The sequence below is a fragment of the Hylemonella sp. GW821-FHT10B10 genome, from assembly GCF_059415585.1.
Genome location: NZ_JBWKNN010000001.1, coordinates 953,159 through 977,145, shown reverse-complemented (window position 1 = coordinate 977,145; position 23,987 = coordinate 953,159). Strand labels below are relative to the sequence as shown.

Sequence of the window (23,987 nt, the reverse complement as noted above, 5' to 3'; positions counted from 1 at the left end):
ACGGCGGAGGGGGCAAGCAGCTAATTACATTTGTACAAATATAATTGTCCGCATGAAGGCAGTACGCCCCCTCGCGCCTGCGCGTGCCGCGAATGCCGCCCGCATCAGGCCACTGCTGCAAGACAGCCAGGATCCGGCCGTTGAATCCCTGCGGCGCTTTCGGCAGGTCTTTGCGGCCGTACGCACGCATTTCCGTCAGGTGGAGCAGATCACCGGCACCGGTGCCGCGCAGCTGCGCGCCTTGAGCCTGTTGCGTGTGCATCCGGGCATGCGCATCAGTGAGCTGGCGCAGGCCATGGACGTCCACCAGTCCACGGCCAGCAACCTGGTCAAAACACTGGTTGAGCGCAAGCTGCTCAGCAGCGCACGCAACGGCGCCGATGCCCGCGTGCTGCACCTGAGTCTCTTGCCCGCTGGCGAAAAGGTGCTGCAACGCCTGCAGGGACAGCACTACCAAGGTGTGCTGCCCCAGGCCCTGCAAACCCTGCCCCCGCGGGTGCTCAAGCGCCTGAACGCCGATCTGGACCTGCTGCTGGCCGCCATGCAGGCTGACGCTGCGGCGGCCAAATCACCCTTGGCCTCACTCTGATTCCGGGTCACGGTCTTGCGTTTGCACGCGCAAGCCGGCCCCCTCCAGGAGAGTAGATGATCGATCTGATGCTGCACTGGTCCGAATGGATCAAACCCTCGGCCGGTCTGCCCACCGTGCAGTGGGCTCTGCTGCTGGCCCTGGCTGCCGCAGCCGGGCACCTGTTGCAGCGTTACCTGGGCCTGCCCAAGGTGCTGGGATACACGGCCGTGGGTGCGTTGGCCGGCTTCTCCGGCTACACGACGGCCAGCTGGCCGCTGGACGGCATCGCCCGCTTCATGGTGGAACTGGGCCTGTCGATTGTGCTGTTCGAAGCCGGTGGGCGGATCTCGCTGCGCTGGTTCCGTCACAACCCCATGCTGCTCGCACAAAGCCTGGGCGAGGCCGTCGTCACCTACCTTGTCGCCTGGTGGGTGCTGCAGCTCTTCGGCGTGGACGAAGCCCTGCAGGTGCCGCTGGCGCTGCTGCTGGTGACCACGTCCCCAGCCGTGTTGATGCGCGTGGCCAGCGACTTGCGCGCCAGCGGCCCAGTGACCGACCGCGTGCTCGCGTTGGCGGCGCTCAACACGTTCTACGTGCTGGCCCTGGGCGGTGTCATGGCACGCCTGCTGGGACGTTCCCCCGCGGCCCTGACGGACGCCATCATCTACCCGGTGATCCTGCTGGTGGTGGCTTCGGTCCTGGTCGGCGCCCTGCTGGCCCTGGCCCTGCGCAAGGCTCTGGAGATCATGAGCCCGACCAGCGAGAACACCGCCGTGCTGCAGCTTTCGCTGATCGCCGCAGGCACGGCCCTGGCGGCCCACTTTGGCGGCTCGGCGCCCCTGGCCGCCCTGCTGGCCGGCATTCTGCTCAAGACCCTGCACCCGCGGCCCTGGACCTGGCCTCGCCAGTTCGGCACGGCCGCCGCCATCCTGACCATCTTGATGTTCGTGCTGGTCTCCATGGCCGCCGCGCAGGCCGCGTGGGACTGGCAAGCCTGGAGCCTGATCGCCGCCTTGATACTGGCACGCGCGCTGGCCAAGCTGGGGGCCATCGCCCTGACGGGTTGGGGCAGCGGTGCCAGCCTGAAGCAGGCGGTATGGACCGCCAACGCCTTGTGGCCCATGTCGGCCGTGGCCCTGCTGCTGGTTTCGCAGTTTGCCGAGTTCGCACCTGCCATCGGCCAGCCCGTGGCCATGATTGCCCTGCCCCTGATCCTGTTCATGGAAGTGCTGGGCGCGTTGATGGCCGTGCTGGCCCTGCAGCGTGCCGGCGAAGCCGGTCGCCCGCCGGCCATCCGGCGCATCAAAACCGAGGGAGACAGCACCGATGCCGCTTGAGTCCTTCAATCGCTCCGAGGCCTTGACCCTGGGCGTGGAACTCGAGCTCCAGCTCGTGAACACGCACGACTACGACCTCGCTCCCTACGCCGACGACATGCTGCGCCTGATGGCCAAGCGCAAGCTGCCCGGCAATGTGGTACCGGAGATGACCTCCAGCATGATCGAGATTTCCACTGGCATATGCCGATCCCCGTCACACGTGCAGGAGGAGCTGGGCCAGATCCGGGACGCACTTGTGCAGTGCGCCGATAAGCTCAATATCGCTGTGGTCGGCGGCGGCACCCACCCCTTCCAGCAATGGCATGAGCGGCGCATCTACGACAAGCCACGTTTCCGGCAGCTGTCCGAACTCTACGGCTACCTGTCCAAGCAGTTCACCATCTTTGGCCAGCACGTGCATGTGGGCTGTCCGGACGCCGACAGTGCCCTGCTGATGCTGCACCGCATGTCGCGCTACATCCCGCACTTCATCGCACTCTCAGCCTCATCCCCCTACGTGCAAGGACACGACACGGCCTTCGATTCGGCGCGGCTGAATTCGGTGTTCGCCTTTCCGCTCTCAGGGCGAGCCCCCTTTGTGCTGAACTGGTCTGACTTCAACGCCTACTTCGACAAGATGACACGCACCGGCGTGGTCAGGAGCATGAAGGACTTCTACTGGGACATCCGCCCCAAGCCCGAGTACGGGACCATCGAGATCCGGGTGTTCGACACGCCGCTCAGCATCGAACGCGCCGCCGCGCTGGCGGGTTATGTGCAGGCTCTGGCCGACTGGTTTCTCAAGGAGCAACCGTTTGAACCGGTGGAGGACGACTACCTCGTCTACACCTACAACCGCTTCCAGGCCTGCCGTTTCGGGCTCGACGCAGTCTACGTAGACCCGGCCAGCGGCACACACCTGCCGCTCAAAGAGCACATCCTGGCCACGCTGGACCGCGTGCAGCCCCACGCCACGACACCAGGCTCTGGCACCGCGCTGGAGCTGCTGCGTAGCAGCACGGAACGGGGATGGAACGATGCGCGCTGGTTGCGCGAAACCCAGGCCAATGAGCAGCTGCTGGGTGAGGTCACGCGCCAGGCCGGCCTGCAGTTCCGCAAGACCGGGACGTACGAAACCGCCATCAGGCCTTGAGCACCTGGGGGTTCAGGGGTGTCAGGCCCCTGCCCTTGCTGAAGAACTCGATCAGGTTGTCAGCCGCGAGCTTGGCCATGGCCTTGCGTGTGGGCACGCTCGAGCTGGCAATGTGGGGCGTGAGCACCACGTTGGGCACCGTCAGCAGATCGGCATGCACCTTGGGCTCGCCCTCGAACACATCCAGGCCGGCAGCGGCGATGCGTTTGTCACGCAACGCCTTCGCCAGGGCCGCGTCGTCGACGATGCCGCCGCGCGCAATGTTGACCAGCGTGGCCGTGGGTTTCATCTGGGCCAGTTCGGCCGCGCCGATGGCATGGTGTGAAGCGGCCGAATAGGGCAACACCAGCACCAGGTGATCGGCGCTCTTCAGCAGCTCTTCCTTGCTGACGTAACGGGCCTTGCATTCGGCCTCAGTTGCGGCATCCAGGCGCGAACGGTTGTGATAGATCACGTTCATGCCGAAACCCAGCGCCCCGCGCCGGGCAATACCCTGGCCGATGCGGCCCATGCCCAGGATACCGAGCGTGGCGCCATGGATGTCGGAGCCGGCAAACATGTCGTAGCTCCACTTGGTCCACTTGCCGGCACGCAGGTAGTGTTCGCTCTCGGTCATGCGACGGGCCGTGGCCATCATCAAGGCAAAACCGAAATCGGCCGTGGTCTCGGTCAGCACGTCGGGCGTGTTGGTGCCCAGCACACCGCGTGCCGTCAGAGCCTCCATGTCGAAATTGTTGTAGCCCACAGCCATGTTGGCGCAGATCTTGAGTTTGGGACAGGCGGCCAGCACCTCGGCATCGATGCGCACGCTGCCGGTGGTGAAGGCACCATCCTTGTCGCGCAGGTGCTCGATCAACTGGGCGTTGCTCCAAGCCTCATCGGCCTGGTTGGATTCAACGTCGAAATGCTGGGCCAGGTAAGCGATGGTTTCCGGGAAGACGGCGCGTGTCACAAGGATCTTCGGTTTCATGTTTCAGGTCTCGGTAAGTAGGCAGACGGACGGAATGATCGCAGCTCAGCGCAACAGGTGGTACTGGGCAACATAAAACAGGGCGCCGGCAAAGTAGCCGACCAGGGCCAGGCCGCTGATCTTGCGCACGTACCAGAAGAAGTCGATCTTCTCCAGGCCCATGGCGGCCACGCCGGCCGCCGAGCCGATGATGAGGATGGAACCGCCGGTGCCGGCGCAGTAGGCCAGGAACTCCCAGAGGAAGCTGTCGGCCGGGTACTGCTGCAGGCTGTACATGCCCATGGACGCGGCGACGAGGGGCACGTTGTCCACCACGGCGCTGACCAGGCCGATCAGCATGACGATGACGTCCTGACGCCCCACGCTGTGGTCCAGCCACCGCGCGATGGACGACAGGATGTGGGCGTGCTCCAGCACGGCCACGGCCAGCAGGATGCCGATGAAGAAGACGATGGAACTCATGTCGATGCGGGTCAGCGCGCGCGCCAGGGTCAGGCGCTGCCTGGCCAGGTCGTCTTCCTTGCCCCGGTGTACCAGGTCACCGACCAACCACAAGAGCCCCAGGCCAAACAGGATGCCCATGAACGGCGGCAGCTGCGTCAGGGTCTTGAACACCGGGACCGCAACCAGGATGCCCAGGCCCAAGAAGAACATCAGGTTGCGTTCGAAAGCCGTGGTTTCGACGCCCTCGGCATCGGCGGCTTGTGGCGCAATCACCGGTCGCGCGCCGAGTGCGAAGCTGGTGACAGCCAGGGGCACCAGCAGATTGACCATCGAGGGGATGAACAGACCCTTCATGATCTCCAGCGCCGTGATCTGACCGCCGATCCACAGCATGGTGGTGGTCACGTCACCGATCGGCGTCCAGGCGCCACCGGCATTGGCGGCGATGATGATGACGCCGGCGAAGAACAGGCGATCCTCGCGCTGGTCCAGCAACTTCTTCATCAGCGAGACCATGACGATGGTGGTGGTCAGATTGTCCAGGATGGAACTCAGGAAGAAACTGACAAAACCAACCATCCACATCAGGGTGGAAAGCTTGCGGGTCTGGATGCGCCGGGTGATGACCTCGAAGCCGTTGTGCGCATCGACCACCTCGACGATGGTCATGGCACCCATCAGGAAAAACACGATCTGGGCCGTGCCCATGAGCGATTCGCCCAGTTCTCCGCCCACCTTGCCGGGATCGCCCGTGGTCACGGCGTAGATCGTCCACAAGAGGCCGGCCCCCAGCAGGGCCGAGGCCGACTTGTTGATCTTGATGGGATGTTCCAGGGCGATGGCCGCATAGGCCAGCACAAAAACGAGGACCAGCAGGGTGTGCATACCGATGCGCTCAGTCCAGCCAGTGCGTGAAGGCCGATGCCGGTTCGCGCGGTGTGTGGAAGGTGTTCACGAGGGCAGAGCTGTCGGCATACCCCAGCGCCATGCCACACACCAGCATCTCGTCCGTGCCAGCCCCGATGTGCGGCAGGATGATCCTGGCAAAACCGTTCCATGCCGCCTGTGGACAGGTGTGCAGGCCGCGTTCGCGCGCCGCCAGCATGATGTTTTCGAGGAACATGCCGTAGTCCACCAGGGAACCACGTCCCATGACGCGATCCAGCGTGAACATCAGGCCGACCGGCGCATCGAAGAAACGGAAGTTGCGCTGGTGCTGGGCGTGCATCTTGTCCTTGTCGCCCTTGGTGATGCCAAGCAGGCCGTACAGGCCCCAACCGTTTTCGCGCCGGCGGTCGATGTAGGGGCTGACCCATTTCTCCGGGTAGTAGTCGTATTCCTCGCGGTACTCGGCGACCAGCGCCGGATCGGCGCGCAACGCCTCGTGCGCGGCACACACCTTCTCCACCAGGCTGTCACGGCTGGCGCCTCGCAGCACATAGACCTTCCAGGGCTGGGTGTTGGTGCCCGAGGGCGCCCGGCTGGAAAGGGCCAGGATGTCCTGGATGTGTTCGGTTGCCACGGCCTGCGGCGTGAAGGCGCGCACGGACATGCGCGTCTGGATGGCTTCGTCGACGGTCATGGGTTTCAACTCAGAGTTGCAAGAGCGGTGCGCAGGGCCGTGGGAAGCGGCACCGGACGGCGGGTCTGGCGGTCCACATAGACGTGCACAAAATGCCCCTGGGCAGCGGCCAGCTCCTCGCCCTGGGCGTACAAACCCACCTCGTAACGGACGCTGGACGTCCCCAAGCGGGCAACACGGATGCCCGCCTCGATGGTTTGCGGGAAGGACAGGGAAACGAAGTAGTTGCACTGGGTCTCGATCACCAGTCCGATGGTGTCGCCCCCATGGATATCCAGCAGGCCTTGCTCGATCAGCCAGGCGTTGACGGCGGTGTCGAACCAGCTGTAATAGACGACGTTGTTGACGTGCCCATAGGCGTCGTTGTCCATCCAGCGCGTACTGATCGTGCGAAAGGCCTTGTAGGCACTGCGCCGCTCGGGTCCCGGTTTGTCGGTCTTGGTATTCATGCTCAAGCCTGATTCTGCCAGCCCGTCTGCACGGGTTCTGGCCCGTACCGGCGCGGCCAGTACGCCCAGGTGACTCGGTGCCGGCGGCAACGGCTTTCTAGGGCGTCGCCCCTAAATTGCTGCAATGCAACAAAAACCCCTTGCAATCGGAAACGGGAGGCCTAAAATTCGCCTCATGCTGCAATGCAGCAAACATGGTTCCCCAACCCTTCCTTCAAGGAGTTCCCTATGCTGACCGTCGAACAAGTCCTGGCTACCAACAAAGCCAATGTTGAAACCCTCTTTGGTCTGACCGGCAAAGCCTTCGAAGGCGTGGAAAAGCTGGTTGAACTGAATCTGGCCGCTTCCAAGGCCCTGCTGGCCGAATCCGCCAGCCAGGTGCAGACCGTGCTGAGCGTCAAGGACGCTCAGGAACTGCTGGCCCTGCAATCCGGCCTGCTGCAACCGCTGAGCGAAAAAGCCGCCAGCTACAGCCGCGAGGTCTATGACATCGCCACCGTGACCGGTGCCGAATTCGGCAAGACTTTCGAAGCCCAGATCGCCGAAGCCCAGAAGAAATTCCTGGACGTCGTCGACAGCACGGCTCAGAACGCCCCGGCCGGTTCCGAAACCGCTGTTGCCCTGATGAAGAGCGCCGTCGCTGCCGCCAACAATGTGCTGGAAACGGCCCAGAAGTCGGCCAAGCAGGCTGCGGCCCTGGCCGAGTCGAATTTCAAGGCTGCCACCGTCAGCACCGTCGAAGCCGGCAAGACGGCCGCCAAGAAGCGCTGATGCCACGGTCAGGAGAGCCCTTGGTCTTGAAGGCCTTTTTCAAAAGGCCTTTACACCCCGGGAAAACCCTGACATAATTCACTCATCGAAAGACAAAACAGTTTTTGTTTTTCCACTGGTTGTCTCCTCGGGTCCTTTCGTAACCATCAGGTTCAGGGATCCCTTCAAAGCCTCATCCTCGGATGGGGCTTTTTTTTGCCTATTTCGCTACCGCTGCTGGCAGGGGGCGCATGCCCGACTCGATCGCCTGCCGCAGTTGCGGCAGGGCCTGCAGCATGGCAGCACGCCCGGCCTGGATGGCGCGGTTGCGCGCGGCAAAGTCCGCCCCCGAGATGCGCCCCAGGGCAGGGCGCACGACAACCAGATCGGGGCCTTTCAGCTCCAGGGTGTTGATGCTCTTGCCCATGATGGCAAAGGTCTGCAACAGGATCTGGAAGACATCCCCCGGCGCATTGGCCTCGGGCTGCTGCGAGATGTCGACGGCAATGACCAGCTCCGCCCCCATCTGCCGTGCCTGGCGCACCGGCACCGGCGCTACCAGGCCGCCGTCCACGTACTCACGCCCGCTGATGAGCACGGGCTGGAACAGGCCCGGCACGGCGCTTGAAGCCCGTACCGCCGTAGCAATGTCACCACGCTCGAACAGCACACCCTGTCCGCTTTGCAAATCCGTGGCGAGGATGCCCAGGGGCATGGCCAGGTCTTCGATGCGGCGGCCCCCGACCTGCTGGTGGATATATCGCGCCAGAGCGTCACCGCGCAGCATGCCACGACTGAACAGCGGTAGCGTCCAGTCGGTAAAGGTCGCCTCGTCCATGGTTTCGGCGATGCGCTGCAACTGCGCACCGGTGCGCCCACTGGCATGCAGCGCAGCCACCAGGCTGCCAGCGGAGGTGCCCGTCACCAGATCCGGCTTGATGCCGGCCTCCTCCAACACCTGGATCACGCCCACATGAGCAAAACCCCTAGCCGCGCCGCCGCCCAGCGCCAATCCGATGCGCGGGACGCGCGTCAGCGCTGCTGGAGGCTCGCCCGGCGGCGCTGCCTCCTGTGCGGGCGGACTCACCGAACAGGCTGACAGCGTGAGCAAAAGCATGACCAGCAGGCCCCACCAGCCCCATAAATTGGGGGCTTTATTGAGAATGATTTTCATTTTGTATATCATCTGATGTCCAATTCAAGCCAGCGAGACCATGCTCAAGCGAATTTTCACCCTCTCCCTCTTTACTCTGCTGACCACCGGCCAGACCATGGCCCAGGATCAGGTCGTCAACATCTATTCGGCCCGCCACTACCCGAGCGACGAGGCCCTCTACAGCCAGTTCACCCGCAACACCGGCATCCGGATCAATCGCGTCGACGCCGATGATGCCGGCATTCTGGCCCGACTGCGCGCCGAGGGCGCGGCTTCCCCTGCCGACGTGATTCTGCTGGTGGACGCCGCCCGCCTGTGGCGCGGCGAGGCCGAAGGCCTGTTCCAGCCCGTGAAGTCTGCCGCCCTGGACGCCGCCATTCCCTCGCAACTGCGTGGTGCCGCAGGTACCGACGGCGCTTCCTCCTGGTACGGCTTCTCTACGCGCGCACGCGTCATCGTCTACGACAAGATCAAGGTCAAGCGCGACGACGTCGACACCTATGAAGAACTGGGCGACGCCAAGAACAAGGGCCGCTTGTGCATACGCTCCGGTTCGCACCCCTACAACCTCTCCCTCTTCGGTTCGGTGTTCGAACATCTGGGCGAGCAAAAGACCGAAGCCTGGCTCAAGGGCATGGTCGACAACATGGCGCGCGCGCCCAATGGCGGCGATACCGACCAGATTCGCGCCGTGGCTTCGGGCGAGTGCGCCATTGCCGTGACCAACACCTACTATCTGGCGCGCCTGATGCGCTCGAACAAGCCCGAGGACCAGGCGGCGGTGGAACGCATCGGCGTGGTCTTCCCCAATCAGTCCAGCTGGGGCACCCACGTCAACATCGCCGGCGGCGCGGTGGCCAAGCACGCCAAGAACCAGGCCAACGCCGTGAAATTCCTGGAGTACCTGGCCAGCCCGCAGGCGCAGGAACATTTCGCCAATGGCAACAACGAATGGCCGGTCGCCCGCGGTGTGAAACTGGACAATCCCGCGCTCAAGGCCATGGGCGGCAACAGCTTCAAGAGCGAGACCATCCCGATCAGCGTCGTGGGACAGAACTCCGTCAAGGTGCAGCAGATACTGGATCGCGTAGGCTTCCGCTGATCAACAGCGTATCCCGCACATGAAAAAGCCGGCCCATGGGCCGGCTTTTTCCTTGAAGCCAGAAACCGCTCAATCGGCCGTGGCTTCCTCAGGCTTGGCCTTGCCTTCCTTCTTGGGCAGAGGCTGGATGTCGAGCGTGACCTCGGTCTTGCTCTCGTCCTTGTCGTCCAGGTCCACCGTCAGGCGGCCACCCTCGGTCAGGCGACCGAAGAGCAGCTCGTCGGCCAAGGCGCGACGGATCGTGTCCTGGATGAGCCGCTGCATGGGACGCGCGCCCATGAGCGGATCGAAACCCTTCTTGGCCAGGTGCTTGCGCAGCTTGTCGGTGAAGGTGACTTCGACCTTCTTCTCGGCCAGCTGGGTCTCGAGCTGCAGCAGGAACTTGTCGACCACGCGCAGGATGATGTTCTCGTCCAGCGCCTTGAAGCTGACCATGGCGTCCAGGCGGTTGCGGAACTCCGGCGTGAACAGGCGCTTGATGTCGCCCATCTCGTCGCCGGCCTGGCGCGGATTCGTGAAGCCGATGGTCGACTTGTTCATGGTCTCGGCGCCCGCATTCGTCGTCATGATGATGATGACGTTGCGGAAGTCGGCCTTGCGTCCGTTGTTGTCGGTCAGTGTGCCGTGGTCCATGACCTGCAACAGCACGTTGAAGATGTCCGGATGCGCCTTCTCGATCTCGTCCAGCAGCAGCACCGCGTGGGGCTTCTTGGTAACCGCCTCGGTCAGCAGACCGCCCTGGTCGAACCCGACGTAACCCGGAGGCGCGCCGATCAGGCGGCTCACCGCATGACGCTCCATGTACTCCGACATGTCGAAACGGATCAACTCGATGCCCATGATGTAGGCCAGCTGCTTGGCAGCCTCGGTCTTGCCCACGCCCGTGGGGCCGCTGAACAGGAAGGAGCCGATCGGCTTGTCGGCCCGGCCCAGACCGGAACGCGCCATCTTCACGGCGGCCGCCAGCACTTCCAGGGCCTTGTCCTGGCCGAACACCACGCTCTTGAGGTCGCGCTCGATGGTCTGCAGCTTGCTGCGGTCATCGTTGGACACATTGGCCGGGGGGATGCGGGCGATCTTGGCCACGATCTCCTCGACCTCGGCCTTGCCGATGGTCTTCTTGCGCTTGGAGGGCGTGAGGATGCGCTGCGCAGCACCGGCCTCGTCAATGACGTCGATGGCCTTGTCGGGCAGATGACGGTCGTTGATGTACTTGGCCGACAGTTCAGCCGCCGCCTGCAGCGCCGCGGTGGCGTACTTGACGTTGTGGTGTTCCTCGAAACGGGACTTCAGGCCCTTGAGGATGTCGATGGTTTCCTGCACGCTGGGCTCGACCACATCGACCTTCTGGAAACGGCGCGACAGCGCCGCGTCCTTCTCGAAGATGCCGCGGTACTCGGTGAAAGTGGTCGCGCCGATGCACTTGAGCTGGCCGCTGGAGAGCGCCGGCTTGAGCAGGTTGGACGCGTCCAGCGTACCGCCCGAGGCGGCGCCAGCGCCGATCAGGGTGTGGATCTCGTCGATGAAGAGGATGGCGTTGGGCTTGTCCTTGAGGGACTTGAGCACGCCTTTCAGGCGTTGCTCGAAGTCACCACGGTATTTGGTACCGGCCAGCAACGCGCCCATGTCCAGCGAGTAGACATTGCCTTCGGCCAGGATCTCGGGCACGTCACCCTGCACGATGCGCCAGGCCAGGCCTTCTGCAATCGCGGTCTTGCCCACGCCGGCTTCCCCAACCAGCAGGGGGTTGTTCTTGCGGCGGCGGCACAGGATCTGGATCACGCGCTCGACCTCGTACTCGCGCCCGATCAGCGGGTCGATCTTGCCATCCTTGGCGGCCTGGTTCAGGTTCTGGGTGTACTGCTCGAGCGGCGAGGCCTTGCTGTCGCCCTTTTCGGCGGCAGCGCCCTCTTCAGCTTCACCCGAGCTTTCGCTGGCCTTGCCGGTCTCGGGCGGGTCGCTCTTCTTAATGCCGTGGGCAATGAAGTTGACCACGTCAAGACGCGTCACGCCCTGCTGGTGCAGGTAGTAGACCGCATGCGAATCCTTTTCGCCGAAGATGGCCACCAGCACGTTGGCACCGGTGACTTCCTTCTTGCCGCTGCCCGTGGACTGCACGTGCATGATGGCGCGCTGGATCACGCGCTGGAAACCCAGGGTGGGCTGGGTATCGACATCGTCGCTACCGGCCACCTGGGGGGTGTTGTCCTTGATGAAGTTGGCCAGCGACTTGCGCAGGTCGTCGATGTTGGCTGCGCAGGCGCGCAGGACCTCGGCGGCACTGGGGTTGTCGAGCAAGGCCAGCAGCAGATGCTCCACGGTGATGAACTCATGGCGTTGCTGACGCGCCTCGACAAACGCCATGTGGAGGCTGACTTCCAATTCCTGGGCAATCATGTGACTTCCTTTTGCCTTGCTTACAAATCTACTTTAATCCGATTCGCCTGACTGTCCAACAGTTCCAGCTTCAAAGAAAAGTAACTTTTCCCTGCTTACTTGACATCTTTACTTTTTTTACTCGACTGGCTCGCTCAGACACTGCAGGGGATGCCCTGCACGATGCGCTGCCTCCAGCACCTGGTCCACCTTGGTCGCCGCCACGTCCTTGGTATAGACACCGCAGACGGCTTTGCCATCCAGATGGATCTTGAGCATGATCTGGGTTGCAGTCTCCAGATCCTTGCTGAAAAACTCCTGGATCACGACCACCACGAATTCCATGGGGGTGTAATCATCGTTGAGCATGACCACCTGGTACATCTGCGGTGGCTTGACTTTCTGGGTGCGTCGCTCGAGCACCACCGATCCTCCATCGTCCCGGCTGGGTTGCTGAACGGGTGGGACCGGCGCTTTGGCTGGAGGTTTCGTTGCCATGGATTGATTCTATCGAGCACACCACAGGCATGCCCTGCATGGGGTTGAATTGGAGGCGATCCCTGTGGTCTTCAAGCCCGCTGGACGGTCCGTCATGAAAAAAACCGCCCGCAGCCTGCAAACCGTGGACGGTCACTACGCCCAGGCAGGGCCGGCCGCCCCATCACAGTGCAGATCACATATGGTCGATCATGACCTGCCCAAAACCGGAGCAGCTGACCTGGGTCGCACCTTCCATGAGGCGAGCGAAGTCGTAGGTGACCTTCTTGCTCAGGATGGATTTTTCAAGGGAACTGATGATCAGGTCGGCGGCTTCCTTCCAACCCATGTGGCGCAGCATCATCTCGGCCGACAGGATCTCTGAACCCGGGTTCACGTAGTCCTTGCCGGCATACTTCGGCGCCGTCCCGTGGGTGGCTTCGAACATGGCCACGGTATCGGACAGGTTGGCACCGGGCGCAATGCCGATGCCGCCCACCTGAGCCGCCAGGGCGTCGGAAACGTAGTCACCATTGAGGTTCAGCGTGGCCACCACACTGTATTCCGCCGGGCGCAGCAGGATCTGCTGCAGGAAGGCATCGGCAATGACATCCTTGATGACAATGTCCTTGCCGGATTTCGGGTTCCGGACCCTGCACCACGGCCCGCCGTCGATCAGCTCCGCACCGAACTCCTTCTGGGCCAGGGCATAGGCCCAGTCGCGGAAGCCCCCTTCGGTGAACTTCATGATGTTGCCCTTGTGCACGATGGTCACATTGGGCTTGTGGTTGTCGATGGCGTACTGGATGGCCTTGCGCATGAGGCGCTCGGTGCCCTCGATGGACACGGGCTTGACGCCGATTGCGGAAGTATCGGGGAAACGGATCTTCTTGACGCCCATCTCGTTCACCAGGAACTTGATCAGCTTCCTGGCCTGGTCGGACTCGGCCTCGTACTCGATGCCGGCGTAGATGTCTTCCGAGTTCTCGCGGAAGATCACCATATTCGTCTTCTCAGGCTCCTTCAGAGGCGAAGGCACGCCCTTGAAATACTGCACCGGACGCAGGCAGACGTAGAGGTCGAGCTCCTGGCGCAGGGCCACGTTGAGCGAGCGGATGCCGCCACCCACGGGGGTGGTCAGCGGGCCCTTGATGGACACCACGTACTCGCGCGCCACGTCCAGGGTCTCCTGGGGCAGCCAGACATCGGGGCCGTAGATCCGCGTCGCCTTCTCGCCGGCGTACATCTCCATCCAGTGGATCTTGCGCCGGCCGCCGTAGGCTTTCTCGACGGCAGCATTGACCACCCGCAGCATCACCGGCGTGATATCCAGCCCAGTGCCGTCCCCCTCGATATACGGGATGATGGGCTCATCCGGCACATGGAGCGACTTGTCGGCGTTGACGGTGATTTTCTGGCCTAGGCTGGGCACCTGGATGTGCTGGTACATGGAAGCGGAACTCCGTGAGGGGTGCATAGACAGACGGTGCCGACCCGGGCTTGACGCAGGCGCACGTCGGATTGAACTTGTGAATAAATTCTAGTCTCTATTTCCATGCCGTTGACCTGCATCTCCGTCCGGAGAATGACAGACAATGTCCTGGCCTACAGTTTTCACGCCCCTCCATGAACCGTTTCGTCCTACGCCTGTCCTTCCTGTTCTTCGCCTTGCCGGGGCTGGTCTGGCCGCAGGAGAGCCCTCAACTCCATCTGCCGCGCGTCACGCTTTCGGCAGGCATGCACCTGATCCACGTCCAGGTGGCCGCTACGAATGAGCAGCGCGCCACCGGTCTCATGTTTCGCAAGGAGATGCCCACCAGCGAAGGCATGCTCTTCATCTTTGAACAGCCGTCCCCCCAGTGCTTCTGGATGAAAAATACCCTGCTGCCGCTGACCGCCGCCTTCGTGGCTGACGATGGCACCATCGTCAATCTCGCCGACATGAAGCCGCAAACCACGAACTCCCACTGCTCCACCCAACCGGTGCGGTATGTGCTGGAGATGAACCAGGGCTGGTTCGCCAAACGCGGGATCAAGGCCGGGAGCAAGCTGGGCGGCCAGCCCTTCGAACGCCGCCCCTGATCAACGGCCACGCTACAAAACAAAAGCGACCAGGACGGCATGGCCTTCCTGGTCGCTTCTTCGCAGCCGACCCTCCGGCTTGCCCATTGGCCGGCTTGACTTAAGCCTTGACCGACGCCAGCGCGGCGTTCAGCGTCTTGCTCGGGCGCATCACGGTATCGAGCTTGGCGAAATCGGGCTTGTAATAGCCGCCAATATCGGCCGGTTTGCCTTGCACCGCGGCCAGTTCGGCCACGATGGTCTGCTCGCCGTCGGTCAGCTGCTTGGCCAGCGGGCCGAATTTGGCCGCCAGGGCCGCGTCTTCCTTCTGCGCCGCCAGTTCCTGGGCCCAGTACATGGCCAGGTAGAACTGGCTGCCGCGGTTGTCCAGCTGCCCCGTCTTGGGCGAGGGGTTCTTGTTGTTGTCCAGCAGCTTACCGGTGGCCGCGTCCAAGGTCTTGGCCAGGATCTTGGCCTTGTTGTTGCCGGTCTTGATGCCCAGCTCTTCCAGCGACACGGCCAACGCCAGGAATTCGCCCAGCGAATCCCAACGCAGGTGGTTTTCTTCCACCAGCTGCTGCACGTGTTTGGGGGCGGAACCGCCCGCACCCGTTTCGTACATGCCCCCACCTGCCATCAGCGGCACAATGGACAGCATCTTGGCGCTGGTACCCAGCTCCATGATGGGGAACAGGTCGGTCAGGTAGTCGCGCAGAATGTTGCCGGTGGCCGAGATGGTGTCCAGGCCGCGGATCACGCGCTCGAGGGTATAGCGCATGGCACGCACCTGCGACATGATCTGGATATCCAGACCTGCGGTATCGTGCTCGTGCAGGTACATCTTGACCTTGGTAATGAGCTGAGCCTCGTGCGGGCGGTACTGGTCGAGCCAGAACACCACCGGCATGCCCGAGTTGCGCGCGCGCGTGACAGCCAGCTTGACCCAGTCACGGATCGCGGCGTCCTTGACCTGGCACATGCGCCAGATATCGCCCTGCTCCACATTCTGGCTCATCAGCACCTCGCCGGTAGCCAGATCGGTGATGTTGGCCATGCCGTCCTCGGGAATCTCGAAGGTCTTGTCGTGCGAGCCGTATTCCTCGGCCTGCTGGGCCATCAGGCCTACGTTAGGCACCGTGCCCATGGTGCGCGGATCGAAGTTGCCATGCCACTTGCAGAAGTTGATGATCTCCTGGTAGATGCGGGCAAAGGTGCTCTCGGGCATCACGGCCTTGGCATCCTTGAGGCGACCGTCGGCACCGTACATCTTGCCGCCAGCGCGGATCATGGCCGGCATGGAGGCATCCACGATCACGTCGTTGGGTGAGTGGAAATTGGTGATGCCCTTGGCGGAATCCACCATGGCCAACTCGGGGCGGTGCTCATGGCAGGCGTGCAGATCGCGCTTGATCTCTTCCTGCTTGGACTGCGGCAGTGTGGCGATCTTGTTGTAGAGATCGACCATGCCGTTGTTGACGTTCACGCCCAGTTCATCGAACAGCTTGCCGTGCTTGGCAAAGGCATCCTTGTAGAAGATCTTGACGCAGTGGCCGAACACGATGGGGTGCGACACCTTCATCATCGTGGCCTTGACGTGCAGCGAGAACATGACACCCGTCTTGTGCGCGTCCTCGATCTCCTTTTCATAGAACTCGAGCAGCGCCTTCTTGCTCATGAACATGCTGTCGATCACCTCGCGCTCCAGCAGGGCCACCTTGGGCTTGAGCACGATGGTCTTGCCGCTCTTGGTGATCAGCTCCATCTTGACGTCGCGCGCCTTGTCCAGCGTCATCGACTTCTCACCGTGATAGAAGTCGCCGTGGTGCATGTGCGAGACATGGGTGCGCGAAGCCTGGCTCCACTCGGCCATCGAATGCGGATTCTTGCGAGCGTAGTTCTTCACGGCAGCCGGGGCACGGCGGTCGGAATTGCCCTCGCGCAGCACCGGGTTCACGGCACTGCCCGTGCACTTGGAGTAGCGCGCCTTGATCGACTTCTCTTCTTCGGTCTTGGGGTTTTCCGGGTAGTCCGGGATCTTGTAGCCCTGGGCCTGCAGTTCCTTGATGGCGGCCATCAGCTGGGACACAGAGGCGCTGATGTTGGGAAGCTTGATGATGTTGGCCTCGGGCTTGAGCGTGAGCTTGCCCAGTTCGGTCAGCGAATCGGGCACGCGCTGGGCCTCGGTCAGGTATTCAGGGAACTGGCCCAGGATGCGGCCGGCCACCGAGATGTCGCTGGTCTCTACATGCACACCCGCCGGCGCGGTGAAGGTGCGGATGATGGGCAGAAAGGAACTGGTCGCCAACAGCGGGGCTTCGTCGGTCAGCGTGTAGATGATGGTGGGTTGCTGGTTGCTCATTGCGTATCTCCAGATAACGGTACCGGCGAGGCATCGGCCGAATGTGCCGACAAACTAGCTTCGGATGGTGGGAGATTTTGCTTTCTGTGTGCTGACCCACACCCCATTTTTTGAATCAAAATCTCACAATACGAAATTTGTATCAAGAAAACTCAAAATAATTTGTCATAGGTCTTATAGAAGAGGTCTTATAGAAGACCAAACACCTCCGGATCGGCCGCCGGACCAACTTCCAGCATGACAGTTCCCGGCCTCCAGCGCAAACAAAAAGGGCCCGGAGGTTGCCCTCCGAGCCCCGCCTGAACCTCGTGACGATCAGCCGAAGTTCTTTTCGGCGAAGGACCAGTTGACCAGCTTGTCGAGGAAGGTCTCGACGAACTTCTGGCGCAGGTTGCGATAGTCGATGTAGTAGGCGTGCTCCCACACGTCCACCGTCAGCAGGGCCTTGTCGGCCGTGGTCAGGGGGGTGCCGGCAGCGCCCATGTTGACGATGTCGACCGAGCCGTCAGCCTTCTTCACCAACCAGGTCCACCCGGAACCGAAGTTGCCCACGGCGGACTTCACGAAAGCTTCCTTGAAGGCTGCATAGCTGCCCCACTTGGCCATGATGGCCTTGGCCAGGGCGCCGGCGGGCTCACCGCCGCCATTGGGCTTCATGCAGTTCCAGAAGAAGGTGTGGTTCCAGATCTGGGCAGAGTTGTTGTAAACACCACCGCTGGACTTCTTGACGATGGACTCCAGGTCCATGCTCTCGAATTCGGTGCCCTTTTGCAGGTTGTTCAGGTTCACCACATAGGCGTTGTGGTGCTTGCCATGGTGGAACTCCAGCGTCTCCTTGGAGTAATGCGGGGCCAGGGCGTCGATGGCATAAGGCAGGGGGGCAGGGTGTGTTCCATGAAATCCTCGATGGGTTGTTATGAAAAGGCCGAAGGCGCCGATTGTAAGAAGCAGCGCGTCGGCCCGCGCAGGACCGACGAAGCAACCTTGCCGATGACAAGGTGGTCTGAAAGCCACAGCGGCCATCCGCGCTGGCAATCCTTCAGCCATAATTCCTTTTGACCTGAATCAACAAAAGGAGTCAACAGATGGGTGCTATTTTCCAATCGCTGGGCCGGACCGTGCTGGCCGGTGTGGTACTGCTGGTGGTCTTGGTACTGGTGGCCGGCGGCAACGTCAGCCCCAGCCATGCCTGGGCCACTTTCGTGATGCGCTGGCTGCACGTCCTGTGCGGTGTCATGTGGATCGGCCTGCTCTGGTACTTCAACTTCGTGCAGATCCCCTCGATGCCCAAGATTCCGGACGAGCAGAAGCCGGCCGTGAGCAAGGTGATCGCGCCGACCGCCCTGTTCTGGTTCCGCTGGTCCGCCCTGGCCACCGTGGTCACCGGCCTGCTGCTGGCCACCATGAGTGGCTACATCGGCGCCGCGCTGATGCTGCAGAAGCCCTTCACGGCCATCGGCATTGGCATGTGGCTGGCCTTGGTGATGGCCTTCAACGTCTGGTTCATCATCTGGCCGAACCAGAAGAAGGCGCTGGGCATCGTCACGGTGGAAGCCGCTGAAAAGGCCAAGGCAGCCCGTCTGGCCATGCTGACCTCGCGCTTCAACACCATGTTCTCTATCCCCATGCTGTTCTGCATGGTGGCCCAGCAAAACGGCGGCCTGTAATCCACAGATCGCTCAGACAAAAAGGGCCGCGAGCTGCGGCCCTTTTTTTATTGGGAGATCGGCCTAGTCCTTGTCCTGCACGGCCGTGACGCTCACATCCGCCTGACCCTGGGCGAAATGCAAATGCAGGGCCTGCCCCGGCAGCAGCCCGCGCGCGCGGGTCACCGCCTCATGGCGTTCATTGCTGACCCATGCATATCCGCGCTGTAACACCAGTGTGGGGTCCAGCAATTGCAGGCGCAGGCCTGCGCGTTCCACCCTCTGCTGTTGAGACTGCAGCCCGCGTTGCACGGACTGCGGCCATGCCTTGCGCCATTGCTGCAGGTCGCGCGAACGCTGACTCAGTACGTGGGTGGCGGCGTGACGCAGACGCTGGGCCTGAGCCGAGAGTGCCAGTTGCTGTCGGGCCACCAGGACCGAAGGCCGACCCAGTCGGCCAACGGCCAGGTCCAAGCGCTGATTCTGGCGATCCAGCTGCCATTGCAGCGCCTCCTGCAGGCGTTCCTGCAACTGCTCCAGCGCCCCCAACGCGACACTGCGTGCCTCCGCCACCAGTTCGGCTGCCGCCGTGGGTGTGGGTGCCCGCAGATCGGCCACGAAGTCGGCGATCGTGAAGTCGGTTTCGTGGCCCACGCCACTGACCACCGGCACCGGGCTTTGCACCAGGGTACGGGCCAGCCGCTCGTCGTTGAAAGCCCAGAGGTCTTCCATGGAGCCACCACCACGCACCAGCAGGATGACATCCACCCTGCCCTGCTGCGCCTGCACATACAGCTGCTGCAGGGCCGCCACCAGCTCGGCCGGCGCCGCCGCCCCCTGCACCGAAGCGGGCGCCAGGAACACCGGGATGTGCGGCACACGCCGCTGCAGGGCCGTGACCACGTCGTGCAGGGCAGCGGCCCCCAGCGAGGTCACCAGGCCGATGCCGCGGGGCATGGCAGGCAATTCGCGCTTGCGGGAGGCATCGAACAGGCCGTCGGCCTCCAGCTTGGCCTTGAGGCGCAGGAACTGCTCGAACAGGGCTCCCTGGCCGGCGCGGGACATGGATTCGACGATGAGCTGCAAATCACCCCGCGGCTCATAGACACCCAGGCGGCCACGCACTTCTACCAGTTCACCGTCGCGCGGCGTGAAGTCCAGCAGACCGGCCGCGCGGCGGAACATGGCGCAGCGGATCTGTCCGCTTTCGTCCTTCAGCGCAAAGTAACAATGCCCGCTGGGCGCGCGATTGAAGCCTGAAATCTCGCCGCGCACCGCGACAGGATTGAAGCGCGACTCCAAGGCATCAGCAATGGCGCGGCACAGCGCGCCAACCTGCCAGATACGCGGCGTGCCAATTGGGTTTTCAGGCTCGGACATAAGCAACCATGCGGCTTGCGCGAGGGCGGCCACCAGGGACTACTCCACAACGGCCCAGCAACTGCCCGGACCGGACCATATCCACCTCAGGGCCTGATTTTTCCGTGCAAGTCATTGATTTCATTGGTTTTTTATCTGCCTTTTTTGTCATCGTTTTGTCGCAAACGCGCATGAACAGGTGCATCGGAGCAGCTACCCAACAGTTCTACACAAAGTTATCCACATGAACTGTGGGCTACCTGGCGGCTTTGGCCCCATGCACGCCCGAACCGGGATGCGCGATGCACCGACAGAGGTGCGTGCATCGGCCTCGGTCATAATCGCACCGCACATTCGCGTGGAGGATCCCTTTGTTTTCCATCATACAAGCCGCTGGTTGGCCGATCTGGCCCCTGATCATTTGCTCCATCCTCGGATTGGCCCTGATCATCGAACGCTTCCTGAGCCTCAAGACCGCCAAGGTCGCCCCCCCGCAACTGCTGGACGAGGTACTCAAGGCCTCCAGCACCGCGCTGCCCACACCCGAAGTCATCGCCCAGCTTGAGAAGAACTCGGCCCTGGGGGAGATCCTGGCCAGCGGCCTGCAGGCCTTGCATACCAAACCGACCAGCAGCGACGAGGAATTGCGCAATGCGCTGGAAAGCAGCGGCCGTGTGGTGACCCACCGCCTGGAGCGCTACCTCAGCGCCCTGGCCACCATTGCTTCCGTGGCCCCGCTCATGGGCCTGTTCGGCACCGTGATCGGCATGATCGACATCTTCGGCTCGCAGGCCCCTGCGGGTGGCGCCACCGGTGGCAACCCGGCCCAGTTGGCGCACGGCATCTCGATCGCCCTGTACAACACCGCCTTCGGCCTGATCATCGCGATTCCGGCCCTGATCTTCTGGCGCTATTTCCGCGCCCGCGTCGACGAATACCTGCTGACGCTGGAGCAGGCCGGCGAGCGCCTGCTGCAGCACCTGGCGACGCTGCGCACGCCCTCATGAAGCTGCATTTCCGCCGCCCCAGCCGCGAGGAACCGGAGATCAACCTGATCCCCTTCATCGACGTGCTGCTGGTGATCCTGATCTTCCTGATGCTGTCGACCACCTACAGCAAGTTCACCGAGATGCAGTTGCGCCTGCCGGTGGCCGATACCGATGCCCAGCGCGACTACCCCAAGGAAGTCATCGTGGCGGTCAGCAGCGAGGGCAACTACGTCGTCAACCGCGCGGCCGTCGAAGGCCGCAGCGTGGAGTCCGTTGTCGCTGCCCTGCTTCAGGCCGCCAAGGCTGGCAAGGACACGGTGGTCATCATCAGCGCCGATGCCAGCGCCCGCCACCAGTCCGTGATCACCGTGATGGAAGCGGCGCGGCGCGCCGGCCTGACGCAGATCACCTTCGCCACCCAGTCCTCGGCGCAGGCGGGCGGCCGCTGAAGGTCATGGCCAGCCCCTCGCAGCCGGCCTGGCAACGCACCCTTATAGCCAGCTGGCAGCGGCGTGGCCCGCTGGCCTGGGCCCTGTGGCCGCTGTCCCTGCTCATGGGCCTGCTGGTGCGCCTGAGGCAAGGCCTCTACCTCAGCGGTTTCCTGCGCCGGCACGTGCTGCCGGTGCCCGTCATCGTGGTTGGCAATGTCGTGGTCGGCGGCGCCGGCAAGACACCTGTGGTGATGGCCCTGGTCAAACACCTGCAGTCACGCGGCCTGCACCCTGGCGTGGTCTCGCGTGGTTATGGTCGTCGCACCCTGGACTGCCGCGAAGTACGCGCCGACAGTCCTGTGCACGACGTGGGCGACGAGCCAGCCCTGATTCACCGCAACACCGGCGTACCGGTCTTTGTGGCGACACGCCGCATCGAAGCCGCGCACGCCCTGCTGCAGGCCTATCCGCAAACCGACGTGCTGGTCAGCGACGATGGCCTGCAGCACTACGCGCTGGCGCGCGATATCGAGATCTGCGTCTTCGACGACCGCGGCGTTGGCAATGGCCTCCTGCTACCGGCCGGCCCCCTGCGCGAGCCCTGGCCGCGTTATGTGGACCTGGTGTTGCACACCGGCAGCAGGCCGGCCTTCACCGGCTACACCGCACAACGTGCGCTGGCCATGCAGGCGGTGCGCAGTGACGGCAGCCGCGTGGACCTGGTGGCCCTGGCACGGGATGGGCGCCCCCTGCTCGCCGTCGCCGGCACAGCACGGCCCCAGGCCTTCTTCGACATGCTCCAGGCACTGGGCCTGCCGCTGTCGCTTACCGCGGCCCGGCCCGACCACGACGACTACGCCGGATGGCAACGCCCGCTCGACCGGGATTACACCCTGCTGTGCACCGAGAAGGACGCCCTCAAGCTCTGGGCCCACCACCCCGACGCGCTGGCAGTGCCGCTGAACTTCGCGCCCGAGCCCGCTTTTTACGCCGCACTGGACCGCCTGCTCGAAGCGACGCGGCTATCATCCCCACATGGACACCCGACTCCTTGAACTGCTGGTCTGCCCCGTGACCAAGGGCCCGCTCGAATACAACCGTGAGAAGCAGGAACTGACCTCGCGCAGCGCCCGCCTGGCCTACCCGATCCGCGACGGCATCCCTGTGCTGCTGGAAAACGAGGCACGCACCCTGAGCGACGAAGAACTCGGACTCTGAAGCCATGTCCTTCACCGTCCTGATCCCGGCGCGGCTGGCCTCGACCCGCCTGCCCAACAAACCGCTGGCCGATATCGCCGGCCTACCCATGATCGTGCGCGTGGCCCAGCGCGTCAGCAGCGGCATGCCGGCAGGCACGCGGGTGGTGGTCGCGGGCGACAGCCCCGACATCCTGCGGGCCTGCGAGCAGCAGGGCGTTGAGGCCGTGCTCACACGCGTCGACCATCCCAGCGGCAGCGACCGCCTGGCCGAGGCCTGTGATCTGCTGGGCCTGCCCGACGAGGCCCTGGTCGTCAATGTGCAGGGCGACGAGCCGCTGATCGATCCCGCGCTGGTCTCGGCCGTGGCCGAGCTGTTACGCCTACGCCCCGAGGCCAGCATGAGCACGGCCGCCCACCCCATCCACGATGTGGCCGATTTTGTGAACCCCAACGTGGTCAAGGTGGTGCTCGATGCGCGCGATCTGGCGCTGTATTTCAGCCGTGCGCCCATCGCCTGGTGGCGCGACGGGTTTGCCCAGGGTGTGAAGACCCTGCCCGATCCGGCGCCCCTGCGCCACATCGGCATCTATGGCTACCGCGCCGGCTTTCTGCGCCAATTCCCCAGGCTGCCGCAGGCTCCCATCGAGGTCACCGAGGCGCTGGAGCAGTTGCGTGCCATGTGGCACGGCCACCGCATCGCCGTGCACGTGACGCAGCAGGCCCCAGGCGCGGGTGTGGACACCCCCGAAGACCTGGCTCGCGTACGCCGGCTGTTTGCCGCCTGAAACGCCCCCGCAGGTTGCGGGGAAAACAGCCCTGGCGGCTGTAAGTTTCATTCAGGTTACGGCATGCTATCCTCAACGCAGTCATGCAGCCGATCTGCACCGCCATGGTGCTTTCGCTGGCAAAAAACACCAAAACATCCGAGGTATCCATGAGACTGATCCTGTTGGGCGCACCCGGCGCCGGCAAGGGCACGCAAGCCGCCTATATCTGCCAGAAATACGGCATCCCGCAAATCTCCACCGGCGACATGCTGCGCGCCGCCGTGAAGGCCGGAACCCCCTTGGGCCTGCAGGCCAAGGCGGTCATGGAATCGGGTGCGCTGGTCAGTGACGACCTGATCATCAACCTGGTCAAGGAACGCATCGCCCAGCCCGATTGCGCCAAGGGCTTCCTGTTCGACGGTTTCCCGCGGACCATCCCGCAAGCCGATGCCATGAAGGCGGCCGGCGTGAAGCTGGACTACGTGCTGGAAATCGACGTGCCCTTCGAGGCCATCATCGAACGCATGAGCGGTCGCCGTTCACACCCTGCTTCGGGCCGCACCTATCATGTGAAGTTCAACCCGCCCAAGGTCGCTGGCAAGGACGACGTGACCGGCGAACCGCTGGTGCAGCGCGAGGACGACAAGGAAGAGACCGTCAAGAAGCGTCTGGACGTCTACAGCGCCCAGACCCGCCCCCTGGTGGACTACTACAGCAGCTGGGCCAAGAAGGATCCGGCCGCCGCGCCCCAGTACCGCGCCATCAGCGGCATGGGCAGTGTGGAAGACATCACGGCACGCGCGCTGCAGGCACTGGCCAAATAGGAG

Annotated in this window: 24 protein-coding genes and 1 pseudogene; 14 read left to right on the top strand and 11 right to left on the bottom strand. The window is 63.3% G+C overall.

All coding sequences use genetic code 11. The features are described 5' to 3' along the window. The first annotated feature begins 52 nt into the window (after positions 1-52). Genes AC07NT_RS04820 through AC07NT_RS04810 form a run of 3 tightly spaced genes read left to right on the top strand, consistent with a single transcriptional unit; the run spans position 53 to position 3,043 of the window. Complete coding sequence (locus tag AC07NT_RS04820; protein ID WP_498597565.1) at positions 53-589, top strand: MarR family winged helix-turn-helix transcriptional regulator; 537 nt, start codon at positions 53-55, stop codon at positions 587-589. Positions 590-645: 56 nt separating this feature from the next. Beyond that, positions 646-1,908 (top strand): cation:proton antiporter domain-containing protein, encoded by a 1,263-nt coding sequence (locus AC07NT_RS04815; protein ID WP_498597566.1) that lies wholly within the window; start codon positions 646-648, stop codon positions 1,906-1,908. Then, positions 1,898-3,043, top strand: a complete 1,146-nt coding sequence (locus AC07NT_RS04810) for a YbdK family carboxylate-amine ligase (protein ID WP_498597567.1) — start codon at positions 1,898-1,900, stop codon at positions 3,041-3,043. Before AC07NT_RS04815 ends, AC07NT_RS04810 begins: the two co-directional genes overlap by 11 nt. Here AC07NT_RS04810 and AC07NT_RS04805 read toward each other — a convergent pair. Genes AC07NT_RS04805 through AC07NT_RS04790 form a run of 4 tightly spaced genes read right to left on the bottom strand, consistent with a single transcriptional unit; the run spans position 3,033 to position 6,488 of the window. Beyond that, positions 3,033-4,013 (bottom strand): 2-hydroxyacid dehydrogenase, encoded by a 981-nt coding sequence (locus tag AC07NT_RS04805; protein ID WP_498597568.1) that lies wholly within the window; start codon positions 4,011-4,013, stop codon positions 3,033-3,035. The two genes, AC07NT_RS04810 and AC07NT_RS04805, sit on opposite strands and share 11 nt — an antisense overlap. A 45-nt stretch (positions 4,014-4,058) precedes the next feature. Further along, entirely contained in the window at positions 4,059-5,342 is a 1,284-nt protein-coding gene (nhaD, locus tag AC07NT_RS04800; protein WP_498597569.1) for a sodium:proton antiporter NhaD, read from the bottom strand. Positions 5,343-5,352: 10 nt separating this feature from the next. Further along, a complete protein-coding gene (locus AC07NT_RS04795) occupies positions 5,353-6,039 on the bottom strand; it encodes a nitroreductase (RefSeq protein WP_498597570.1) in 687 nt (228 codons plus the stop codon). 5 nt (positions 6,040-6,044) lie between these two features. Beyond that, the gene (locus AC07NT_RS04790) at positions 6,045-6,488 is read right to left on the bottom strand and encodes an acyl-CoA thioesterase (protein WP_498597571.1); all 444 of its coding nucleotides are present in this window, start codon (positions 6,486-6,488) and stop codon (positions 6,045-6,047) included. A gap of 228 nt (positions 6,489-6,716) precedes the next feature. Between AC07NT_RS04790 and AC07NT_RS04785 the strand changes: the two genes are divergently transcribed. Beyond that, the gene (locus tag AC07NT_RS04785; protein ID WP_498597572.1) at positions 6,717-7,259 is read left to right on the top strand and encodes a phasin family protein; all 543 of its coding nucleotides are present in this window, start codon (positions 6,717-6,719) and stop codon (positions 7,257-7,259) included. Between the two features lie 199 nt (positions 7,260-7,458). On the opposite strand, the gene AC07NT_RS04780 is transcribed toward AC07NT_RS04785, so the two are convergent. Then, a complete protein-coding gene (locus AC07NT_RS04780) occupies positions 7,459-8,412 on the bottom strand; it encodes a patatin-like phospholipase family protein (RefSeq protein WP_498597573.1) in 954 nt (317 codons plus the stop codon). Between the two features lie 40 nt (positions 8,413-8,452). Between AC07NT_RS04780 and AC07NT_RS04775 the strand changes: the two genes are divergently transcribed. Further along, the gene (locus AC07NT_RS04775; protein ID WP_498597574.1) at positions 8,453-9,496 is read left to right on the top strand and encodes an extracellular solute-binding protein; all 1,044 of its coding nucleotides are present in this window, start codon (positions 8,453-8,455) and stop codon (positions 9,494-9,496) included. 69 nt (positions 9,497-9,565) lie between these two features. Here AC07NT_RS04775 and clpA read toward each other — a convergent pair whose 3' ends face one another. From clpA to icd, 3 genes are all read right to left on the bottom strand, one after another. Further along, positions 9,566-11,893 (bottom strand): ATP-dependent Clp protease ATP-binding subunit ClpA, encoded by a 2,328-nt coding sequence (gene clpA / locus AC07NT_RS04770; RefSeq protein ID WP_498597575.1) that lies wholly within the window; start codon positions 11,891-11,893, stop codon positions 9,566-9,568. A 117-nt stretch (positions 11,894-12,010) separates the two neighbouring features. Continuing rightward, on the bottom strand, positions 12,011-12,370 hold the full coding sequence (gene clpS, locus AC07NT_RS04765; protein ID WP_498597576.1) for an ATP-dependent Clp protease adapter ClpS: 360 nt from the start codon (positions 12,368-12,370) through the stop codon (positions 12,011-12,013). Positions 12,371-12,545: 175 nt separating this feature from the next. Further along, a complete protein-coding gene (gene icd / locus AC07NT_RS04760; RefSeq protein WP_498597577.1) occupies positions 12,546-13,799 on the bottom strand; it encodes an NADP-dependent isocitrate dehydrogenase in 1,254 nt (417 codons plus the stop codon). Between the two features lie 176 nt (positions 13,800-13,975). Here icd and AC07NT_RS04755 point away from each other — a divergent pair, with 176 nt between their 5' ends. Then, positions 13,976-14,431, top strand: coding sequence for a DUF192 domain-containing protein (locus AC07NT_RS04755; RefSeq protein WP_498597578.1), 456 nt, complete (start codon positions 13,976-13,978; stop codon positions 14,429-14,431). Between the two features lie 100 nt (positions 14,432-14,531). Here the strand turns inward: AC07NT_RS04755 and AC07NT_RS04750 are convergent, their stop codons facing one another. Both AC07NT_RS04750 and AC07NT_RS04745 read right to left on the bottom strand, forming a co-directional pair. Further along, positions 14,532-16,769 carry an NADP-dependent isocitrate dehydrogenase gene (locus AC07NT_RS04750; RefSeq protein WP_498597579.1) on the bottom strand — a complete coding sequence of 746 codons (2,238 nt, stop codon included), beginning with the start codon at positions 16,767-16,769 and terminating at the stop codon, positions 14,532-14,534. A 315-nt stretch (positions 16,770-17,084) separates the two neighbouring features. Beyond that, positions 17,085-17,665: pseudogene (locus AC07NT_RS04745) on the bottom strand (superoxide dismutase). Between AC07NT_RS04745 and AC07NT_RS04740 the strand changes: the two are divergent. Further along, the gene (locus AC07NT_RS04740; RefSeq protein WP_498597580.1) at positions 17,664-17,828 is read left to right on the top strand and encodes a hypothetical protein; all 165 of its coding nucleotides are present in this window, start codon (positions 17,664-17,666) and stop codon (positions 17,826-17,828) included. The pseudogene AC07NT_RS04745 and the gene AC07NT_RS04740 sit on opposite strands and share 2 nt — an antisense overlap. Before the next feature lie 26 nt (positions 17,829-17,854). Beyond that, entirely contained in the window at positions 17,855-18,436 is a 582-nt protein-coding gene (locus AC07NT_RS04735; RefSeq protein WP_498597581.1) for a urate hydroxylase PuuD, read from the top strand. Between the two features lie 63 nt (positions 18,437-18,499). On the opposite strand, the gene xseA is transcribed toward AC07NT_RS04735, so the two are convergent. Further along, on the bottom strand, positions 18,500-19,795 hold the full coding sequence (gene xseA, locus AC07NT_RS04730; RefSeq protein ID WP_498597582.1) for an exodeoxyribonuclease VII large subunit: 1,296 nt from the start codon (positions 19,793-19,795) through the stop codon (positions 18,500-18,502). Between the two features lie 350 nt (positions 19,796-20,145). Here xseA and AC07NT_RS04725 point away from each other — a divergent pair, with 350 nt between their 5' ends. The 6 genes from AC07NT_RS04725 to adk all read left to right on the top strand — a co-directional run bounded on the left by AC07NT_RS04725 (position 20,146) and on the right by adk (position 23,984). Continuing rightward, positions 20,146-20,781: a MotA/TolQ/ExbB proton channel family protein gene (locus tag AC07NT_RS04725; protein WP_498597583.1), complete on the top strand. Its 636-nt coding sequence runs from the start codon at positions 20,146-20,148 to the stop codon at positions 20,779-20,781. Continuing rightward, positions 20,778-21,212: an ExbD/TolR family protein gene (locus tag AC07NT_RS04720; protein ID WP_498597584.1), complete on the top strand. Its 435-nt coding sequence runs from the start codon at positions 20,778-20,780 to the stop codon at positions 21,210-21,212. The genes AC07NT_RS04725 and AC07NT_RS04720 overlap by 4 nt, the downstream gene beginning before the upstream one ends. 5 nt (positions 21,213-21,217) lie before the next feature. Continuing rightward, positions 21,218-22,249: a tetraacyldisaccharide 4'-kinase gene (lpxK, locus tag AC07NT_RS04715; RefSeq protein WP_498597585.1), complete on the top strand. Its 1,032-nt coding sequence runs from the start codon at positions 21,218-21,220 to the stop codon at positions 22,247-22,249. Beyond that, a complete protein-coding gene (locus AC07NT_RS04710; RefSeq protein WP_498597586.1) occupies positions 22,230-22,412 on the top strand; it encodes a Trm112 family protein in 183 nt (60 codons plus the stop codon). Before lpxK ends, AC07NT_RS04710 begins: the two co-directional genes overlap by 20 nt. Before the next feature lie 4 nt (positions 22,413-22,416). Beyond that, positions 22,417-23,178: a 3-deoxy-manno-octulosonate cytidylyltransferase gene (kdsB, locus tag AC07NT_RS04705; RefSeq protein WP_498597587.1), complete on the top strand. Its 762-nt coding sequence runs from the start codon at positions 22,417-22,419 to the stop codon at positions 23,176-23,178. 149 nt (positions 23,179-23,327) lie between these two features. Further along, a complete protein-coding gene (gene adk, locus AC07NT_RS04700) occupies positions 23,328-23,984 on the top strand; it encodes an adenylate kinase (protein ID WP_498597588.1) in 657 nt (218 codons plus the stop codon). The last annotated feature ends 3 nt before the right edge of the window (positions 23,985-23,987 follow it).

Coding starts and splice junctions, on each gene's coding strand:
- AC07NT_RS04820 (WP_498597565.1), top strand. CDS start 53: ATGAAGGCAGTACGCCCCCTCGCGCCTGCGCGTGCCGCGAATGCCGCC.
- AC07NT_RS04815 (WP_498597566.1), top strand. CDS start 646: ATGATCGATCTGATGCTGCACTGGTCCGAATGGATCAAACCCTCGGCC.
- AC07NT_RS04810 (WP_498597567.1), top strand. CDS start 1,898: ATGCCGCTTGAGTCCTTCAATCGCTCCGAGGCCTTGACCCTGGGCGTG.
- AC07NT_RS04805 (WP_498597568.1), bottom strand. CDS start 4,013: ATGAAACCGAAGATCCTTGTGACACGCGCCGTCTTCCCGGAAACCATC.
- nhaD (WP_498597569.1), bottom strand. CDS start 5,342: ATGCACACCCTGCTGGTCCTCGTTTTTGTGCTGGCCTATGCGGCCATC.
- AC07NT_RS04795 (WP_498597570.1), bottom strand. CDS start 6,039: ATGACCGTCGACGAAGCCATCCAGACGCGCATGTCCGTGCGCGCCTTC.
- AC07NT_RS04790 (WP_498597571.1), bottom strand. CDS start 6,488: ATGAATACCAAGACCGACAAACCGGGACCCGAGCGGCGCAGTGCCTAC.
- AC07NT_RS04785 (WP_498597572.1), top strand. CDS start 6,717: ATGCTGACCGTCGAACAAGTCCTGGCTACCAACAAAGCCAATGTTGAA.
- AC07NT_RS04780 (WP_498597573.1), bottom strand. CDS start 8,412: ATGAAAATCATTCTCAATAAAGCCCCCAATTTATGGGGCTGGTGGGGC.
- AC07NT_RS04775 (WP_498597574.1), top strand. CDS start 8,453: ATGCTCAAGCGAATTTTCACCCTCTCCCTCTTTACTCTGCTGACCACC.
- clpA (WP_498597575.1), bottom strand. CDS start 11,893: ATGATTGCCCAGGAATTGGAAGTCAGCCTCCACATGGCGTTTGTCGAG.
- clpS (WP_498597576.1), bottom strand. CDS start 12,370: ATGGCAACGAAACCTCCAGCCAAAGCGCCGGTCCCACCCGTTCAGCAA.
- icd (WP_498597577.1), bottom strand. CDS start 13,799: ATGTACCAGCACATCCAGGTGCCCAGCCTAGGCCAGAAAATCACCGTC.
- AC07NT_RS04755 (WP_498597578.1), top strand. CDS start 13,976: ATGAACCGTTTCGTCCTACGCCTGTCCTTCCTGTTCTTCGCCTTGCCG.
- AC07NT_RS04750 (WP_498597579.1), bottom strand. CDS start 16,769: ATGAGCAACCAGCAACCCACCATCATCTACACGCTGACCGACGAAGCC.
- AC07NT_RS04740 (WP_498597580.1), top strand. CDS start 17,664: ATGAAATCCTCGATGGGTTGTTATGAAAAGGCCGAAGGCGCCGATTGT.
- AC07NT_RS04735 (WP_498597581.1), top strand. CDS start 17,855: ATGGGTGCTATTTTCCAATCGCTGGGCCGGACCGTGCTGGCCGGTGTG.
- xseA (WP_498597582.1), bottom strand. CDS start 19,795: ATGTCCGAGCCTGAAAACCCAATTGGCACGCCGCGTATCTGGCAGGTT.
- AC07NT_RS04720 (WP_498597584.1), top strand. CDS start 20,778: ATGAAGCTGCATTTCCGCCGCCCCAGCCGCGAGGAACCGGAGATCAAC.
- lpxK (WP_498597585.1), top strand. CDS start 21,218: ATGGCCAGCCCCTCGCAGCCGGCCTGGCAACGCACCCTTATAGCCAGC.
- AC07NT_RS04710 (WP_498597586.1), top strand. CDS start 22,230: ATGGACACCCGACTCCTTGAACTGCTGGTCTGCCCCGTGACCAAGGGC.
- kdsB (WP_498597587.1), top strand. CDS start 22,417: ATGTCCTTCACCGTCCTGATCCCGGCGCGGCTGGCCTCGACCCGCCTG.
- adk (WP_498597588.1), top strand. CDS start 23,328: ATGAGACTGATCCTGTTGGGCGCACCCGGCGCCGGCAAGGGCACGCAA.